Raw genomic sequence first — 17,800 nt, 5'->3', positions numbered from 1 at the left:
ATAAAAAAAACGCCGCTAAGCGGCGTTTTTTATTACCTCAGCAATCCATTGCCCTTACTGGCGCCATTGTTTGAATGCGTTGATCAAACCGTTGGTTGAGCTATCGTGGCTCGCCACCGCTTCTTCACCACCTAGTTCAGGTAGGATCTGGTTTGCTAGCTGCTTACCAAGCTCAACCCCCCACTGATCAAACGTGAAAATGTTCCAGATTACGCCCTGGGTGAAGATCTTGTGCTCGTAAAGAGCAATCAGAGAGCCCAATACCTCAGGAGTCACTTGCTTAACAAGGATAGAGTTAGTTGGGCGGTTTCCGTCGAATACCTTAAATGGTACTAGCTCAGCGACTTCTTCCTGAGTTTTACCAGCAGCGAGGAACTCAGCTTCAACTTGCTCTTTGGTCTTACCAAATGCTAGCGCTTCGGTCTGGGCAAAGAAGTTCGCCATCAATTTAGGATGGTGATCGCTAAGCGGGTTATGGCTGATTGCCGGGGCAATGAAGTCACAAGGGATCAGTTTAGTCCCTTGGTGGATCAACTGGTAGAATGCATGCTGACCATTAGTTCCTGGCTCACCCCAGATGATTGGGCCTGTTTGGTAATCAATCGGGTTACCGCCGCGGTCAACGCACTTGCCGTTTGACTCCATGTTACCCTGTTGGAAATACGCCGCAAAGCGGTGCAGGTACTGATCATACGGCAAAATAGCCTCAGACTCAGCGCCATGGAAATTGTTGTACCAAATACCGATCAGTGCAAGGATCACTGGTAGATTTTGCTCAAGCGGCGTTTGGGCGAAGTGCTGATCCATCGCATGGGCACCGCCAAGCAACTCTGCGAAGTTGTCAAAACCAATAGACAGGCTGATAGATAGGCCAATCGCTGAACATAGTGAGTAACGACCACCAACCCAGTCCCAGAACTCGAACATGTTATCGGTATCGATACCGAACTCAGATACTGACTGAGCGTTAGTTGATAGCGCCGCGAAGTGCTTGGCGACGTGAGCCTGATCACCCGCTGTCGCTAGGAACCAATCACGTGCAGAGTGCGCATTAGTCATCGTTTCCTGAGTGGTGAAAGTCTTAGAAGCGATCAAGAACAGTGTCGTTTCAGGGTTAAGATCTTTTAGCGTCTCAGCAATATGAGTACCGTCAACGTTCGATACGAAGTGCATGTTAAGACGAGTTTTGTATGGTGCCAGCGCTTCGGTCACCATATATGGACCGAGATCCGACCCACCGATACCGATATTGACTACATCGGTGATCTCTTTACCGGTGTAACCTTTCCATTCACCGTCAACAATACGTGCAGTAAAGGCTTTCATCTTTTCCAGTACTGCATTGACGTTTGGCATTACGTCTTCACCGTCAACCAAAACTGGCGTGTTGCTGCGGTTACGCAGCGCCGAGTGCAATACCGCGCGACCTTCTGTTTGGTTGATCTTCTCACCGCTAAACAAATCAGCAATCGCAGCTTTTACTTCTGTCTGCTCAGCCAGGGCAAATAGCTTACCCATGGTCTCTTCAGTGATTAGGTTCTTGGAGTAATCCAGTAGGATGTCATCGCCAAAGTTGGCCGAAAACTTGTTGAAACGCTCGCTGTCACTTGCAAAAAGCTCGCTGAGCTGAAGGTCCTGTGCATCTTCGAAGTGTGCAGTCAGCGCTTTCCACGCATCAGTATGGGTCGGATTGATGTTTTTCAACATGATGAAATTCCTGATTTTTAATTGTTAATCCATTAATCTTGTCAGCATTATCCAAGTAATGGATCCCCGATTTTAGTAAATGTTATTCGTTATGTTGACCCTAGTGTAGCTCAACTTATCAGGCCAGCTAAATTTTTGTAATTTTACAACTTATGAATGATTATGACGTGAAGAGATACTTACCTTCATTGCGTCAGGTCACGAAATTCGAGAGTAAGTTGCAGGGGCAAAAACCGCCATGTATTTAATCTATGCGGCATATCTTGCTCTAGTATCAGTAAGGATAATAACTATGTGGTACCAAAAAACAATCCAGCTTCGCCCAAGAGCCCGTGGCTTCCACCTTATAACCGATGAAATTGAACAACATATTCCGGCGCTGGCCCAGATCAATATCGGCCTGGCTCACCTCTTTATTCAGCACACCTCGGCCAGCCTAACCCTAAATGAAAATGCCGATCCGACGGTACGCAGCGATATGGAGGCGCACTTCAACCAAGCTGCTCCCGAACGCGCCCCATACTACCAACACACCTATGAAGGCGATGATGACATGCCGGCCCATATCAAGGCCTCAACGCTTGGGGCCAGTGTCAGCATACCGATAAGCCATGGCCGGCTGGCATTAGGAACCTGGCAAGGAATTTACCTCGGTGAACACCGTAATCAGGGCGGTAACCGGCGAGTCGTGATCACCCTGCAAGGAGAATAATGCCTAGCTGGCGACCCAAAGAGCGGAGGTTACTCGGTGTCACCATGGAAAAGTAGGTTTCTTGCGAGGTTTGCGCTTCTTCTCGATATCAACGATACAGAGGAAGTCTTCATGAAACTGCGGAAGCTCGAGGATCGCCTTTGGCACAAATAGCTGCACCTTCGAATCTGCCAAAATAATGGTTTGCAGCGTGTCTGCTGGCATACACACAATCTCGCCGGCAGTCAGCTTCACCCCATAATTGAAAAACACCTTGCCGTTGTTACCAACGGATTTAACCAAGGGGTAGCCAAACAGGGTCAGTGGCTCTGTTGTTAGCTTAATTGTTTCGTTGAAGGTCGCTTCGATATAAAACAGTTCGGAATTGAGCTGCTCGGCTAATTTGTCGACTTCATGTTTAATCGCCGCCGAGAAGACCCATTCATTGAGTACTGGCTCCCATTTGCCGCCAAGCTGTAAACAACGCTTGTATACAAAGCGGTTCTTTCGTCCCGTGGCCAGGGTACAAATGTCGATATTCCCCTGCTGCTCAAAAGGCATCAGCAACCGGAACACGCTATCGTTGGCGTGGTGGGTATAGCGGTCTGATATCTCTTCGGCATGCAGCATGAAGGTGCCTAAAGGCAGAGTCTGGCTATTTTCATCAATAATGATACGGCAGTGGCCTGTCCCTTTTCTGCACAGGAAATATGCCTCTTTACGCTCTAGCACCGTGAATTCTTGCATCAACCCAAACCTTATAAAAACAAAACAGCGCTATCTTGCGAGTATGGCATAAGGTTAGTCAATCTCGTCGATAACCACATGACTGTTTCTCGACCTCAGGGATTGGATCCGGTCGAAAGCTTCCCCTAGCTTACCCGGCAGTTTGTAGCCATGTGCGATTCGGTCATCAATATCTTTATCCGTCTCTGATTTGGGGATGTTATTGGTGACTTCGCTGATTGCCGACTCTCTTTCGTCTAACTTGATATCACGGTCATAAATTTCCACTTCCTCAAACGCCTCGAGGTAAAGCGTACGAAATTCTTCCGCGATATATTTTTCAGATAGCGTTCTGAGCTTGGCCGATTTACGCTTGCTGATATAGATTTCAACCCGGCTAACCGGTTTTTTCAGCGTCAGTATATTGGTCCGGGCTTCGAGGATCTCACGATCGGTCGGGGTATCTTTCAGTGCTTTGAAAACCGCAAAAGACGGGGGCCATTCTTGGCCTTTCTTCAAGCGCTCATCCAGATTGTCTTTGAGCCGGCGATAGCTATTACGATCCAGCGAGGCGGCAAACTGCATCAGCCTTTCACCCGGCTCATCACCGAACTCCTGGCGCACCTTGCTCTGCCCGAAATTCATGTTCATATCATACCAAAACTGCATGATTTTCTTTTGGCTGGTTCCGGTGTACTTATCCAACATCACCTGAGTTTTCGGGGAAAATCCCGAGACCGCTTGGCCCTCAGCTGAAAAGCTTATCGCCCCGGTATCATCCGGTTGTGGGACTGGTGGCATTGCCCTGACCGCAGGTGCCGCCGGCTCTCTCTCTCTCTGAGCGGGAACCGGAGCAGAAAGCGCTGACGTTTCACTTTTGCCTGATTGCTTGGGGGCTTTAAGCTCGCTTTTAATTCGGTTCCAATACTCGGCGTGCGTTTCACTGATGTTCTTTGACGAACTCATAGTAAGTCATCCCCTTCGTCGTCACTCTTAAAGTTAAAGTTAGCAATCTTTTCTTCCAAGATATCAATGGCGCCACGTTTCACAGCCTGAGGCCTAGAGGCTGAGCGGTTATAGCCCTGCTTGTAACTTTTTTCGCTATGAAGATGGGAGTGAAGGCGACTTCTTAGCTCATCAAGCGAATAGAGGTGTTTGCTTGGCGTTTCCTTGATACGTTCGATAAACGATGCCCAAACCTGAGTTTGGTTGCCATAACCACTCTTGAACATCACGGCTTCGGCCCAAGGCTCAATCACATTCGGGGAGAGTTCGAGAATATTGATCGCTTTACCTGAAATCGTCTTATTCACCGGAGTAACTTGAGAGCGATGGAAACTAGATACCCGTTTGGCATTGCTATACACATCTTGGCGGGCATGGGGCTGGGCATAGCCCGCGTTACCTTGCGGCGCGCTGTGCTCAACTGCGCGATGCTCCACATAAGTATCGATGTTCAAGCGTCCATTGATTTTGCCGCTGGTACGATAGCTTGCCGATGCCTTGTTGACCCCAATGATCAGCTGCTCCATCGACAGCTTGGCGATCAGGTTGTCAATCATACTCTCTGAGGCACACATCATCTCTTTAAGTTGGGACATGCTAGTGATGAAGGCACCATCCCTGTCCGATAGCTCTGCCAGGGCAACCAGCAGCAGCTTATCTTCAAGGTTAACGGTTTTTTGGCTCCAGGCCTTTTCGAGATATTTCGATGACATGAGTATCTATACCAGAGAATTTATGGATAACGGCGAGACAGAGGACATATTGTAACAAACACAGACGGTGGTACGAACAAGTATAGCGCAGATTATTTCTTGACCAGACAGGCACCGAGCCCGTAAACCGCCCGCTATTGTTTTGTGCGACACAAGCAGCACAACGGGCTCGCTATCAGGCCAACACTAAAAAGGCTGGTTGATCATCACCCGGAACAAACTGTCCTCACTGCCCCAGGCCATTTCAGTCCGTACGACGATCCCTTCAACCTGGAAGCGCACCGCACCGCCAACACTCCATTTCATATCACTATGGAGTTCAGCCAGATCATACTCATCAGCTACCCGGCCCACATCGACAAAGGCCACCCACTGCCACCAAGGCACGTCATACCATTCGAATACCGGCCACTCTTCCAGTGGTTGCCAGTCGGGCATCACCCGGTATTCCATGCTGTAGCTAAGCGCTGAGCGATCAACAAAGCGGCCTCCAGAAAAGCTCCTAAGCCGATACAAGCCGCCCAGACGGTTTCCTGCATAGGCCGGTGGTCGGCGGAACTCTTCGCTGCCATTGATCTGCTCGGTGCTATTCCAGCTTGGGGTATCAGCCGTATATATATTGAATGCCAGTACCTGCTGATCGAACAACTCGCCCAGGTTTCCGAAGGACCAGAACCAACTCTGTTCAAACTCCCATTTCCACCAGCTAGGACGCTCACTGCTGCCGGGATCGACGGTCACCGAGAGCTGGCTTTGACTCCCCTCCGTCGGGTTACGGGTGTTGTTGCGGTTATCCCAATCAAACCGGGTTTCCAACCCCCACACCTTCTCGACCTCGGTAAATTCAGCAGGTTCAACTTGCGATGTCGGCAAGTCATCAAATTCCCGTCCTTGGTAAAACGGCCGGAACTCGACGGAACTCACACCACTATTCCAGGGCGTATGGCCCGTGAGCTTGCGTGCAGGTATCAGGGCTGCACGGATCCCCTGACTTTCCCCTGCCCCCAGAGGCAGGACATAGCGCATCGACAGCCGGTACTGGAACTCCTTGGCATCAGCCATTACCTTGTCATCTGCACTGGAATCATTACCCGAGGATTCACCCAAGTAGTAGTCAAACTGCTTGTAGCTAGCATCAAACAGTTCAGCTCCAAACAACCAACGGCTGTCTTGGCTGAGAATATAATTACTCGCCCCCAAATAGGTCAGCCAGGTCCCTTTTTCACTGTATACCCCAGCCCCGAGCAAGGCCGCTTGTGGCTGGCCTGCCCCCTTGAGCAGGCCGGCCATACCGACAGACAACCCCATGGCATCGGTCGAGAATGCAAAGGGAACAAAAGCCGTCTCAGGCGTCCATGAAGGCCAACTGTCGGCCAAGGTTGTCGTTGAGCATGAAAAAGCCGCAACCATTGCTGCGGCTTTAAAAATTCTGGTCATGATAATGGGCTATTCTTATGTCGATTAAAGGTAAGACATTGACACTCTTGATGTTAGCTTAGTCACCAGCTCATAAGCAATAGTTCCAATATGGCCAGCAACAACTTCTGCTGGCAAGCCCTCGCCCCACAAGATCGCTTCATCGCCCACCTTGTCGGTGCTGTCGGGGCCGAGATCGACCGTCAACATATCCATCGACACCCTGCCCGCCATCGGGACAACACGCCCATTGACCAGTACCGGCGTGCCATTGGGTGCGGTACGCGGATAGCCATCACCATAGCCGATCGCTATCACCCCTACCTTAGTATCACGCTCGCTGGTCCAGATCCCGCCGTAACCCACTGATTCGCCTTGCTTGACATCACGCACCGCAATCAAGCTGGAGGTCAACGTCATGACAGGCTTCAAACCGTATGAGTCCGCACCACGGCCTGTTTCGGCAAACGGAGAAACACCATACATAATGATCCCAGGGCGAATCCACTCAAGGTGGCTATCAGGCCATTCCAATATACCCGCCGAGGCCGCTAATGAACGTTCCCCTCGGCAACCATCAGTCAAGGACATAAAGGCATCGATCTGACGCGGTGTCACTTCGCTCGCAAGCTCATCGGCACAGCCGAAATGGCTCATATAGCGCAGCGGCTTGGCAACATTATCACAAGCATGAAGCCGCTCGACAAAATCGGTATATTGCTCAGGGCGAACACCTAGTCGATGCATGCCAGTATCGATTTTCAACCACACTACCACCGTACTATCAAGCTCGGCTTGCTCTAACGCTTCGAGCTGTTCAATAGAATGGACAACAGTATGGATATTGTTGGTTACCAGTACCGGGAGATCCGATGGGGCATAAAAACCTTCCAGCAACAGCACTGGCTTGACGACCCCCCCTGCACGCAGGGTCAGGGCTTCTTCAATACGGGCAACACCAAAGCCATCAACGTCGGGCAGGCTTTTGGCGACATGCTCCAACCCATGGCCGTAGCCATTTGCTTTCACCACCGCTAGGATCTTACTGTCTGGTGCCCGGCTGCGGATTTTCTGCAGGTTGTGAGTCAATGCCTCGGTACGAATATACGCTGTTGCCGCTTTCATCTTTGTTCCTACTTATAAATGCCCCGGCAAACCGGTATTACATCATGTGGCGGTATATACCCATGTAACCTCAAGATACTTGAATATACACCTTATTCATCATCAAAGGCTGGACCGGCGTAATTATCGAACCGGGAATACTGGCCTTGGAATGTCAGTCGTACCGTACCGATCGGGCCGTTACGCTGCTTTCCAAGAATGATTTCGGCAATGCCCTTCAGGGCACTGTCTTCGTGATAAACCTCATCACGGTAGATAAACATGATCAAATCGGCATCCTGCTCGATGGCGCCCGATTCACGCAAGTCCGAGTTTACCGGGCGTTTATCCGCACGCTGCTCCAACGAGCGGTTCAGCTGCGACAGCGCGACCACTGGCACATTGAGCTCTTTGGCCAGAGCTTTGAGCGAGCGGGAGATTTCCGCAATTTCCAAGGTACGGTTATCTTGCAAGCTTGGAACCCGCATCAGCTGAAGGTAGTCAATCATGATAAGGCTAAGGCCGCCATGGTCACGGGCAATACGTCGTGCCCGCGAACGTACCTCTGTCGGGGTCAGGCCTGAACTGTCATCGATATACATGTTCTTCTTCTCCATCAGAACACCCATAGCAGAAGACACTCGCGCCCAGTCTTCGTCATCAAGCTGCCCGGTACGGATCTTGGTCTGATCGACGCGTGCCAACGAGGCCAGCATACGCATCATGATTTGCTCCGATGGCATCTCCAACGAGAAGATCAAGACCGGCTTTTCTTCCGACATCGCTGCGTTCTCACACAGGTTCATGGCAAAGGTGGTCTTACCCATCGAAGGACGGGCAGCAACGATAATCAAGTCAGATCCCTGCAAGCCAGCCGTCTTTTTGTTTAGGTCGGTAAACCCGGTTGTCACCCCGGTCACGCCGTCTTGTGGTGATTGATAGAGGATCTCGATACGCTCAAGGGTCTTTTCTAGGATCCCTTCTACATTCTGCGGACCTTCGTTTTCCGAGGTACGTTGCTCGGCAATGGCAAAGACCTTGCTTTCTGCCATATCCAGCAGCTCTTCACTGTCACGACCTTGGGGATCATAACCAGCATCAGCGATCTCATTGGCCACGCTGATCATGTCACGGATCAGTGCACGCTCACGGACTATCTCGGCATAGGCTAAGATATTGGCCGCTGATGGCGTGTTTTTAGCGAGCTCTGCCAAATAGGCAAAGCCACCGACATCCTCAAGTTGATCGGCCGTTTCAAGGTGCTCGGACAAGGTGATCAAATCAAGCGGGTTGCCGCCTTCTAACAAGGCAGCTACGCCTTCAAAGATAATCCGGTGAGGGCGACTATAGAAGTCTTTGGCCACGACTTTCTCGGCAACAACATCCCATTTTTCGTTGTCCAGCATCAAGCCGCCGAGGACCGACTGCTCTGCCTCGAGCGAGTGCGGCGCCATCTTGATTGCGTCCATCTTGGAGTCTTTCTGGGGGTTCGGTTTGCTATTCTCTGCCATAGAAATTGAAATGATTGCCGGAAACTAGGCCGTGCATTATACCTTAATTCACAAAGAGTCTATCTATCAATATAGCGTTGATGGCAATTTTCCCGATTGAAATGCCATATTAGGCGCTTACAAGCTAATAGGTACATTCAGTTAGTATTTCCTGACCAAAAGATGACATTAATCGGTTACACTGCTGTGTTTGGTAATTGTTTGTTTCAACCGATGAGGAGGCCGCTTGGCAAGAACCCTGTTAGCTCTATTACTGCTTGCCAGCACCCATGCCAATGCCGCCACCAGCGATGAGCGCCCAACCCGGATCCCGCCGCCATTAACCACCGAACTGGAGCTTGGCTACCAGTCTCTGGGCGGAAACTCGGACTCGCAAACCCTCAATACCCGCATCGGCGGCACCTACCTCAAGAACCAGTACCGACACAGCGGCGAGTTGCGATTCCTACTTGCCGAAAAAGACGGTGAAGAAGACAAGCGCAAGGGCCAAATCGAGCTGCAGAGTGATAAAAAGGTCAACGAACGGACCTATGTACTGGGCAATGTCAACTATGTCGATGATCGCTATGGGCCTTATTTTAACGACTTCACGCTCGCAACGGGTATGGGTTACCAGCTCATCCGACGGGAGACTTTGCAGGTAGAAGTGGAAGCTGGCCCAGGCTACCGACATCAGGAGCCCAACCTTGATGAACTCGATGATGACGACATTGTCGTTAGGGATACGGTGGATGAGCTAATTCTTCGTGGCAGTGCCAAGATGACCTGGAAACCGTCGAAAACCGTCGAGATCGGTGTCCGGCTGACCGGTATTGCCGGCAACAGTAACAGCACGATGGAAGCCGAGTTCAATCTCACAACAGACATCAGTGACTTTGCCGCCATCAAGATCAGCAACAACCAAAAGCTCAACAGCTGGGTACCCGAGGGCTTAAAAAAACGCGACTCCGCCATGACCGTGAACTTACTGTTCAAGATGTAAGGTCTGCCATTACCCAACGGCTTTTACTTCCCCAACACCCATCTCACTATTTTTCAGGCATAAAAAAACCAGCCCGGAGGCTGGTTTTAAGCTACCAACAAAAACGTTATTAGTCTTCAGCAACAACGTTTAGGTTAGCAGTTGCGAATACGTCAGAGTGCAGCTGGATGCTGATCTCGAATTCGCCAGTCGTACGTAGTGCACCTTCTGGTAGGCGAACTTCGCTCTTCACTACTTCAACGCCAGCCGCAGTAATTGCGTCAGCGATATCACGAGTACCGATAGAACCGAATAGTTTACCTTCGTCACCAGCTTTAGAAGCGATAACTACAGCTTCAAGCGCGTTGATTTTCTCAGCGCGTGCTTCAGCAGCAGTCAGTTGCTCAGCAACTTTAGCTTCTAGTTCAGCACGACGAGCTTCGAACATTTCAACGTTAGCTTTAGTAGCCATTACTGCCTTGCCCTGTGGGATAAGGAAGTTACGAGCAAAACCCGCTTTAACGTTAACCTGATCGCCAAGGCCACCTAGGTTACCGATTTTATCAAGTAGAATAACTTGCATTATCTTGTCCTCTTAAACTTAATTAAACCGCTACCGATTACAGATGCTTATCTGTGTATGGTAGAAGTGCTAGGTAGCGAGAACGCTTGATAGCGCGAGCTAGCTGACGCTGGTATTTAGCGCGAGTACCAGTGATGCGGCTTGGTACAATTTTACCAGCTTCAGTGATGTAGTTTTTTAGAGTTGCTACGTCTTTGTAGTCAATCTCTTGTACGCCTTCTGCAGTGAAACGGCAGAATTTACGACGACGGAAGAAACGTGCCATGGGCTATCTCCTGATCTAAATTATGTCAATGTGGTTGGCTGCAACACTAATTACCAATGCCTTAAGGATGGCGTGGTATGAGACAGAGCCTCTTACCTTAATGTGACTGCCAACAGCTAAAACTTGAGAGAGTATTTGTTGACCTTGCTTGCTAACTACCACGTTAATGTACGAAACAATTACTGCAGTAAATTGGCTTCCTGCTAGTTAGAACGCTAAAGCTATTCTTGCTAGCAATGTGCTTCGCTTGGGGTCTTAGGCAATAAAGCCAGGCAACACCAGGCGACTGGTCATTCAAAAATTACTCAGCTGCTGCTTCGCCTTCAGATGGTGCTGGAGCTGGTTGCTCTGCACGCTCTTCACGACGTGGGGCACGCTCTTCTTTAGCCTTCATCATTGGAGATGGCTCAGTGATAGCGCCTTTAGTACGCATGATCATGTTACGGATCACTGCATCGTTGAAACGGAAGTTAGACTCCAGCTCGTCAATTACAGACTGCTCAGCTTCAACGTTCAGTAGAACGTAGTGTGCTTTGTGCAGTTTGTTGATTGGGTAAGCCAGTTGACGACGGCCCCAATCTTCTAGGCGATGGATCTGGCCACCAGAATCTTTGATAGCAGCAGTGTAACGCTCGACCATGCCAGCAACCTGTTCGCTTTGATCAGGGTGCACCATGAATACGATTTCGTAATGACGCATTGGTTGCTCCTTACGGATTAATCAGCTTCCTGAGTTGGCTCGGTTATCCAGAGGAAGCAAGGAACTAAAAATAGAACCGAGAATTTGGACGCTGAATAGTACAGAGAATGGACAATTGAAGCAAGAGAATTTTATAGCTTGGAGGAAGTTAAATAGTTAAGGAAAGAAAGTGGATGGTGGGCAATAAAAAAAGCAGGCGCGCAATATTCACTGCGCGCCTGCTCTTGCTAGAAACTAGGTTCTGACTTCCTCGTTTCTATTGACGCTGACGTACCGCTTCGAACAAGCAAATGCCGGTTGCGACTGACACGTTCAGGCTAGATACCGAACCCGCCATCGGGATCTTGATCAAATCATCGCAGGTCTCACGGGTCAGGCGACGCATGCCTTCGCCTTCTGCGCCCATCACAATGGCTAACGGACCCGTCAGTTTGCTTTGGTAAACATCGTGGGTGGCCTCGCCAGCCGTCCCAACAACCCACACACCCTTGTCCTGTAGCGCACGAAGGGTACGAGCCAGATTGGTCACTCGTACCAGTGGCACGACTTCAGCTGCACCACAAGCTACCTTGCTTGCCGTGGCATTCAACTGGGCCGAACGGTCTTTCGGTACAATCACAGCTACAGCGCCGGCTGCATCGGCATTACGTAGGCAAGCGCCCAGATTGTGCGGATCGGTTACCCCATCCAATACCAGCAAAAGCGGGTTTTCTTGGCTAGCCAGAAGGTCATCAATGTTATTTTCATTGAACTGCTTCCCCGGACGCACACGGGCAATAATGCCCTGATGCGATGCCCCTTTCGCTTTATCATCCAGCGCTTTACGACCAGCCTGCTGAATAGTGATACCCAGCATTTGCAGCTCATTGATCACTGGCAGCAAACGGTCATCTTCACGGCCTTTCAGCACAAAGACTTCAATGAAACGTGAAGGGTCAGACGCCAAAACGGCTTTGACGGCATGAATGCCGAAAATCATGTCATTACTCATGGTTTAGTTCTTCTTAGCTGCTCGTTCTTTCTTACCGGCACGCTGTTTCTTCTTACGGGCCTTGGTCGATTTCTTCTTCACGGCCGGCTTACCCTTGCCGTCCTCTTTATCCGCCTTGCCTGCCGGTGCTTTGTCGCCCTCGAGTTTCGGGATAGCACCCGCTTTCAGCTTCTGGCGTACCGAGCTACGCTCTTTCTTCGACTTAGAGCGATGCTCCTGCTGGGCTTCGCCATCAGCCACGCGGTACACTTTCATACTCTGGCGCTGCATGCCTTCGGCTTTGCGCATGCGCTGTTTTTTCTCGCGGTTTTTTGCTGTCTTGCCGTCACCACGAGGCTTGCGGTTGCTGCCAACAATGTCAAAATCAATCTGGCGATCATTCAAGTTAATGGACGCGACCTTCACTTTGACCGTATCGCCCAGGCGGTAAACCTGCCCAGAGCTATCACCAATCAGGCGCTGTCCAACCGGATCAAACTGGTAATAGTCATTGGCCAAGTTGGAAATATGAACCAAGCCGTCAATGTTCAACTCATTAAGGCGAACAAAGAAACCAAAGCCAGTTACATTGGCAATCACACCATCGAACTCATCACCGACGTGATCTTGCATGTACTCACATTTCAGCCAATCGGCCACATCGCGGGTCGCGTCATCGGCACGACGCTCTGTGGTTGAACACTGCTCGCCAAGACCGTCAACATCATCAAAAGAATAGTGGTAACCGCCTGTTGGCGTCCAGCGATCCTTATTGGTCCCTTCCTGTTTGGCCACAAGGTACTTAATCGCACGGTGCAGGGTCAAATCAGGGTAGCGACGAATTGGTGAAGTAAAGTGCGCATATTGCTTCAACGCCAAGCCGAAGTGACCGATATTATCGGCTTGATAAACCGCTTGCTTCATCGAGCGCAGCAGCATGGTTTGGATCAGCTCTTTGTCCGGGCGATCCTGAATTAATGCTGCCAGCTCGGCATAATCTTTTGGCGATGGCTCCAAGCCACCTGACAACTGCAAGCTTAGCTCACCAAGGAAGTCACGGAATCCCAGCAAGCGCTCTTCGCCCGGGGAGTCATGTACCCGGTACAGGGCCGGCTCTTTGGCTTTCTCCACAAAGCGCGCAGACGCGATGTTCGCCAGAATCATACATTCTTCGATGATCTTGTGCGCATCATTGCGAACAGCCGGTACAATACGATCGATTTTGCGATCAGCATTAAAAATAAACTGCGTTTCAATCGTTTCAAACTCAATTGCGCCACGCACTTCGCGCTCGCTTTTGAGTACCTTGTACATGCTGTAAAGCTCTTCAATATGCGGCACCAACGGGGCATATCGCTCGCGCAGCTCTTCATCGCCGTCCAGCATTTTGCTAACTTTGGTATAAGTTAGACGGGCATGAGAGTTCATGACCGCTTCATAGTGCTTGTAGCCTGACAGTTTGCCGGTTTCAGATATGGTCATTTCACACACCATACACAAACGGTCAACCTGCGGGTTCAGTGAACACAGGCCGTTGGACAGGACTTCCGGCAACATCGGGATCACCTGCGAAGGGAAGTATACCGAGTTACCACGCTTCACCGCCTCATTATCGAGAGCCGTGTCTGGACGCACGTAGTAGCTGACATCGGCAATCGCCACCCACAGGCGCCACCCACCTGATTTTTTACGCTCACAATATACAGCATCATCGAAATCGCGGGCGTCTTCACCATCAATGGTAACCAGCGGCAAGTCGCGTAAATCAACACGGCCTTTCTTCGCTTCTTCAGGTACTTCTTCGCCAAGACCCTGAATTTGCTTTTCAACTTCAGACGGCCACTCGTGCGGAATATCATGAGTACGCAAAGCAATTTCGATTTCCATGCCCGGCGCCATATTTTCACCAAGCACTTCAACCACTTTACCAACAGCATTATATTGACGCGTCGCACGCTGGTTGACTTCGACTACCACCACGTTGCCCATACGGGCACCCATGCGCTGGTCATTCGGGATCACGATATCCTGGGCAATACGGGAGTCATCCGGTACCACATAACCCATATTGTCTTCGATAAAGAAACGACCGACAATTTGTCCTTCGTAATGCTTCAGTACACGTACCACACGACCTTCACGGCGGCCACGCTTATCAGTGCCCGCCACCTGAGCCAGGATGTAATCACCATGGATAACACCTCGCATTTGGTGGTGGGGCAATAGCAAATCTTCTTCTTTGCTATTGGTGCCTTCAGGGCGCAGGAAGCCAAACCCATCTCGGTGGCCAATCACATGACCTTTGATCAAATCGAGACGTTCCGGCAGGGCGTAGCACTGGCGGCGGGTAAAAATCAGCTGGCCATCACGCTCCATGGCGCGAAGGCGGCGGCGCAGACCTTCATATTGGTCGTCACCCTCAAGTTTCAGCTCTGCAAATAGCTGATCACGGCTAACAGGCGCCGAGTAACCCCGGATCACTTCCAGCAACATTTCACGGCTGGGGATAGGATTTTCGTAGTTTGATGCTTCGCGATCGCGAAAAGGATCGACCGGTAAATCGGTAGTACCTTTTGACATAATTAGATCCAAGTTAGCGAAGAGATACTTCAAGTATATCTGCGCCCTAGGTGAACAGACGGGAGCTAAGTCGAAAATTTAGCTCCCCAGAGAGATTTTGAAGTTATTGCGTTTCTATCACTGTGCTGACTGATCCAACAGGACACGTAGAGGCGGGTTGTCATCGATCATCTCTGACAAGGTGTGGTTGTCCAGCTCATCCAAGAAGGCTTGGCGCGCATCGAAGAGGATCCCCTTCAGCCGACAGGCTGGTGTTATATGGCAAAAATCCTCGCTGCAATTGACGATTTGCAAAGGTTCAATTGCCCGCACAACGTCGCCAATCACTATTTTATCGGCAGGCATACCTAGGCGGATCCCGCCATTTTTACCGCGTACTGTTTCGACGTAACCCAGCTGCCCCAGCTTATTGATGATTTTCACCATATGGTTACGTGACACGCCGTACACCTCGGTCACTTTGCTAATACTCGCGAGCTCCCCCTGTGGCAGGGTAGCTAGGTATATAAGGGCACGCAGGCCATAATCGGTAAAACTCGTCAGTTGCACAATAACTCCTCCTGTCGACATTTTAATCTGGATATTGACTAAAAGATACAGATACGATACAACTTAAAACATACATTATAAATACACCATTATAAGGTGAAGTCATGCTCAGCTCCCAAACTATTGAGATCGTTAAAGCAACCGCGCCAGTTATTGCCCAGACTGGCCCAGCTTTGACAGCACATTTCTACGATCGTATGTTCAGCCATAACCCCGAGCTCAAAGATATTTTCAATATGAGCAACCAGCGCAACGGGGATCAACGTGAAGCGCTGTTCAATGCAATCTGTGCCTATGCCAACAATATCGAAAACCTACCGGCCCTGCTGCCAGCGGTAGAAAAGATTGCCCATAAGCACACCAGCTTCATGATCACCGCCGAGCAATATGCCATTGTCGGTAGCCATCTGCTAGGTACGATTGACGAATTACTATCGCCAGGCCAAGAAGTGCTGAATGCCTGGGGAGAAGCCTACAGCCTGCTTGCAGACATCTTTATCCAGCGGGAAGAAGCGCTCTACAAAGAGAACGAAGACAAGGACGGTGGCTGGCGCGGCACCCGTAAATTTACCTTGGTTGAGAAAAACCAAGAGAGCGATGTAATCACCAGTTTCACCTTCAAACCCGTCGACGGTGCAGCTGTCGCAGCCTACCTGCCGGGTCAATACCTGGGGGTTTACCTCCAGCCAACAGGGTTCGAGTTTCAGGAGATCCGCCAATACAGCCTATCCTCAGCCCCGCAAAGCGATCAATACCGCATCTCAGTCAAACGCGAAGAGGGAGGCACGGTGTCGAGTTACCTGCATGACACCCTGCAAGTCGGCGACGATGTTCTGCTTGCTCCACCGGCCGGTGATTTCTTCCTCGATGTGGAAGCAACAACACCCGTCGCACTGATTTCAGCCGGTGTGGGCCTGACCCCAACCCTGTCAATGCTGGAAACCCTGACCAACCACAAAGCTGACGTGCACTGGCTGCACGCCACCGAAAACGGCAAGCATCATGCATTCAAGCATACTGTCGCCCGTATGGTTGCCACCCACGAACATCTGTCCAGCAACATCTGGTACCGTGAGCCATTGGCTTGTGACAATCCGGCCGAAGATTTCCAGTTCGACGGTATAATGGATCTCAACAAAGTTAAAAAGCTAGTGACGACGCCGGACATGCATTATTACTTCTGCGGCCCGGTCGGTTTTATGCAGCATGTAGCCAAACAGCTGATCGCAATGGGGATCGCTAAAGAGCAACTCCACTACGAATGTTTCGGTCCACACAAAGTGCTGTAAGCAAAAACGCAAAAGAGAGGCTTGAGCCTCTCTTTTTCTTTCACCTTGCTGTCGAACCGCTTCCTGCTCCACTCTCTTACCCTACCAAAAGCTATCCCGCCGCTTGGCCCTGGCAATCACATTGGCCGGCATTCGATTTTCCAATCCGCGCCGCAATCGAGCAATCTTGTTATGGGTGTTTTGGCTGGCAGTCGCGGTGTTATACAGCCAGCGGTAGGCATCTTCAAAGTCCAGTGGGCTACCATAGTTACTCAGCAGTAACTCGGCAAGCTGGATACGGGCGTCGACATTTCCCATCGCGGCGGCTTCACGCAGGTAAGGGATCGCCCGCTCCCGATCTTGCTGGACCAAGGTGCCACGAGCATAGTAGCGCCCGAGCTGCTCCAGTGCCGCCGGAGAGCCTTGCTGGGCTGCCGACTGCATATAGTGGACTCCGAGCTCAACATCCCGCTCGACACACACGCCCCAAGCGAGCATATCGCCATAGAGAAACTGGTAGGAAGGAGACTCAACTCGGATCGCCCTGGCCTCGATGTCCTGAACCAACTGGCAATCGTCGGCCTGAACTTGTTGCAAGTGATTGTTAGAAAAGAACATCCGGTTAAGCTCGTTTTCGCTATACACCGGCACGGCATCGCCGACCTCTTCCAGGGCGGAAACAGGGACTGCGCTGCACAGGGCAATTGCAACTATAAACGGGCGTAGGCTCATGGATGGATCTCTTTCCGAACGTGCTAACCTTATCGGCGGCGGGCGCTGAGACTTTAGAGAAAAAAACGCCTAAGCGGCAACTTTGTGGCACATCAATGACATAATCTAAATACGTTTTTGACGCAATCCCTGACACCTATTTTTGGAACCAATCCCCGTTGAGACAGCACCAATAAGCAACTGAGCGCCTATTATTTTTTAACGAGTAATTTAGCCATAAAAAAAGCCAGCCCCATAGGGCTGGCTTCAGATTGATGACAAAGGCCTGGCTTTTAAGCTAGGCCTTTGATCTAATAGAGGTATCGAAATATGGATATCT

General features: G+C 50.5%; 17 protein-coding genes. 3 read left to right on the top strand and 14 right to left on the bottom strand.

Going from position 1 to position 17,800, the window contains the following annotated elements:
* Positions 1-54: 54 nt before the first annotated feature.
* Complete coding sequence (gene pgi / locus NHN17_RS19270) at positions 55-1,707, bottom strand: glucose-6-phosphate isomerase (RefSeq protein ID WP_255044254.1); 1,653 nt, start codon at positions 1,705-1,707, stop codon at positions 55-57.
* A gap of 292 nt (positions 1,708-1,999) precedes the next feature.
* Between pgi and NHN17_RS19265 the strand changes: the two genes are divergently transcribed.
* Positions 2,000-2,419 carry a secondary thiamine-phosphate synthase enzyme YjbQ gene (locus tag NHN17_RS19265; RefSeq protein ID WP_255044253.1) on the top strand — a complete coding sequence of 140 codons (420 nt, stop codon included), beginning with the start codon at positions 2,000-2,002 and terminating at the stop codon, positions 2,417-2,419.
* 39 nt (positions 2,420-2,458) lie between these two features.
* Here the strand turns inward: NHN17_RS19265 and NHN17_RS19260 are convergent, their stop codons facing one another.
* From NHN17_RS19260 to NHN17_RS19235, 6 genes are all read right to left on the bottom strand, one after another.
* Complete coding sequence (locus NHN17_RS19260; RefSeq protein WP_255044252.1) at positions 2,459-3,145, bottom strand: hypothetical protein; 687 nt, start codon at positions 3,143-3,145, stop codon at positions 2,459-2,461.
* Between the two features lie 54 nt (positions 3,146-3,199).
* The gene (locus NHN17_RS19255) at positions 3,200-4,090 is read right to left on the bottom strand and encodes a hypothetical protein (RefSeq protein WP_255044251.1); all 891 of its coding nucleotides are present in this window, start codon (positions 4,088-4,090) and stop codon (positions 3,200-3,202) included.
* Entirely contained in the window at positions 4,087-4,842 is a 756-nt protein-coding gene (locus tag NHN17_RS19250; RefSeq protein ID WP_255044250.1) for a hypothetical protein, read from the bottom strand. The genes NHN17_RS19255 and NHN17_RS19250 overlap by 4 nt, the downstream gene beginning before the upstream one ends.
* A 186-nt stretch (positions 4,843-5,028) precedes the next feature.
* Entirely contained in the window at positions 5,029-6,279 is a 1,251-nt protein-coding gene (locus NHN17_RS19245) for a BamA/TamA family outer membrane protein (RefSeq protein ID WP_373689580.1), read from the bottom strand.
* Between the two features lie 24 nt (positions 6,280-6,303).
* The gene (alr, locus tag NHN17_RS19240) at positions 6,304-7,383 is read right to left on the bottom strand and encodes an alanine racemase (RefSeq protein WP_255044249.1); all 1,080 of its coding nucleotides are present in this window, start codon (positions 7,381-7,383) and stop codon (positions 6,304-6,306) included.
* 92 nt (positions 7,384-7,475) lie between these two features.
* Entirely contained in the window at positions 7,476-8,873 is a 1,398-nt protein-coding gene (locus NHN17_RS19235; RefSeq protein WP_107351039.1) for a replicative DNA helicase, read from the bottom strand.
* Between the two features lie 226 nt (positions 8,874-9,099).
* Between NHN17_RS19235 and NHN17_RS19230 the strand changes: the two genes are divergently transcribed.
* The gene (locus tag NHN17_RS19230) at positions 9,100-9,855 is read left to right on the top strand and encodes a DUF481 domain-containing protein (RefSeq protein ID WP_255044248.1); all 756 of its coding nucleotides are present in this window, start codon (positions 9,100-9,102) and stop codon (positions 9,853-9,855) included.
* 109 nt (positions 9,856-9,964) lie between these two features.
* Here the strand turns inward: NHN17_RS19230 and rplI are convergent, their stop codons facing one another.
* The 6 genes from rplI to nsrR form a co-directional block, all read right to left on the bottom strand.
* Complete coding sequence (gene rplI, locus NHN17_RS19225; RefSeq protein WP_107351036.1) at positions 9,965-10,417, bottom strand: 50S ribosomal protein L9; 453 nt, start codon at positions 10,415-10,417, stop codon at positions 9,965-9,967.
* Positions 10,418-10,454: 37 nt separating this feature from the next.
* The gene (gene rpsR / locus NHN17_RS19220) at positions 10,455-10,682 is read right to left on the bottom strand and encodes a 30S ribosomal protein S18 (RefSeq protein ID WP_005421136.1); all 228 of its coding nucleotides are present in this window, start codon (positions 10,680-10,682) and stop codon (positions 10,455-10,457) included.
* Between the two features lie 301 nt (positions 10,683-10,983).
* Positions 10,984-11,382, bottom strand: coding sequence for a 30S ribosomal protein S6 (rpsF, locus tag NHN17_RS19215; protein WP_255044247.1), 399 nt, complete (start codon positions 11,380-11,382; stop codon positions 10,984-10,986).
* Positions 11,383-11,638: 256 nt separating this feature from the next.
* On the bottom strand, positions 11,639-12,373 hold the full coding sequence (rlmB, locus tag NHN17_RS19210) for a 23S rRNA (guanosine(2251)-2'-O)-methyltransferase RlmB (protein WP_255044246.1): 735 nt from the start codon (positions 12,371-12,373) through the stop codon (positions 11,639-11,641).
* Positions 12,374-12,376: 3 nt separating this feature from the next.
* Positions 12,377-14,932 carry a ribonuclease R gene (gene rnr, locus NHN17_RS19205; RefSeq protein WP_255044245.1) on the bottom strand — a complete coding sequence of 852 codons (2,556 nt, stop codon included), beginning with the start codon at positions 14,930-14,932 and terminating at the stop codon, positions 12,377-12,379.
* A 117-nt stretch (positions 14,933-15,049) separates the two neighbouring features.
* The gene (gene nsrR, locus NHN17_RS19200) at positions 15,050-15,481 is read right to left on the bottom strand and encodes a nitric oxide-sensing transcriptional repressor NsrR (protein WP_255044244.1); all 432 of its coding nucleotides are present in this window, start codon (positions 15,479-15,481) and stop codon (positions 15,050-15,052) included.
* Positions 15,482-15,585: 104 nt separating this feature from the next.
* Between nsrR and hmpA the strand changes: the two genes are divergently transcribed.
* Entirely contained in the window at positions 15,586-16,770 is a 1,185-nt protein-coding gene (gene hmpA / locus NHN17_RS19195) for an NO-inducible flavohemoprotein (RefSeq protein WP_255044243.1), read from the top strand.
* An 81-nt stretch (positions 16,771-16,851) separates the two neighbouring features.
* Here the strand turns inward: hmpA and motX are convergent, their stop codons facing one another.
* Positions 16,852-17,481: a flagellar protein MotX gene (gene motX, locus NHN17_RS19190; RefSeq protein ID WP_255044242.1), complete on the bottom strand. Its 630-nt coding sequence runs from the start codon at positions 17,479-17,481 to the stop codon at positions 16,852-16,854.
* Between the last annotated feature and the right edge of the window lie 319 nt (positions 17,482-17,800).

The organism is Photobacterium pectinilyticum (genome assembly GCF_024357955.1).
GTDB classification, from domain to species: Bacteria; Pseudomonadota; Gammaproteobacteria; order Enterobacterales; family Vibrionaceae; genus Photobacterium; species Photobacterium pectinilyticum.
Note: the sequence above shows the minus strand (reverse complement) of the source record. Positions and strands in the feature narration are given on the sequence as shown.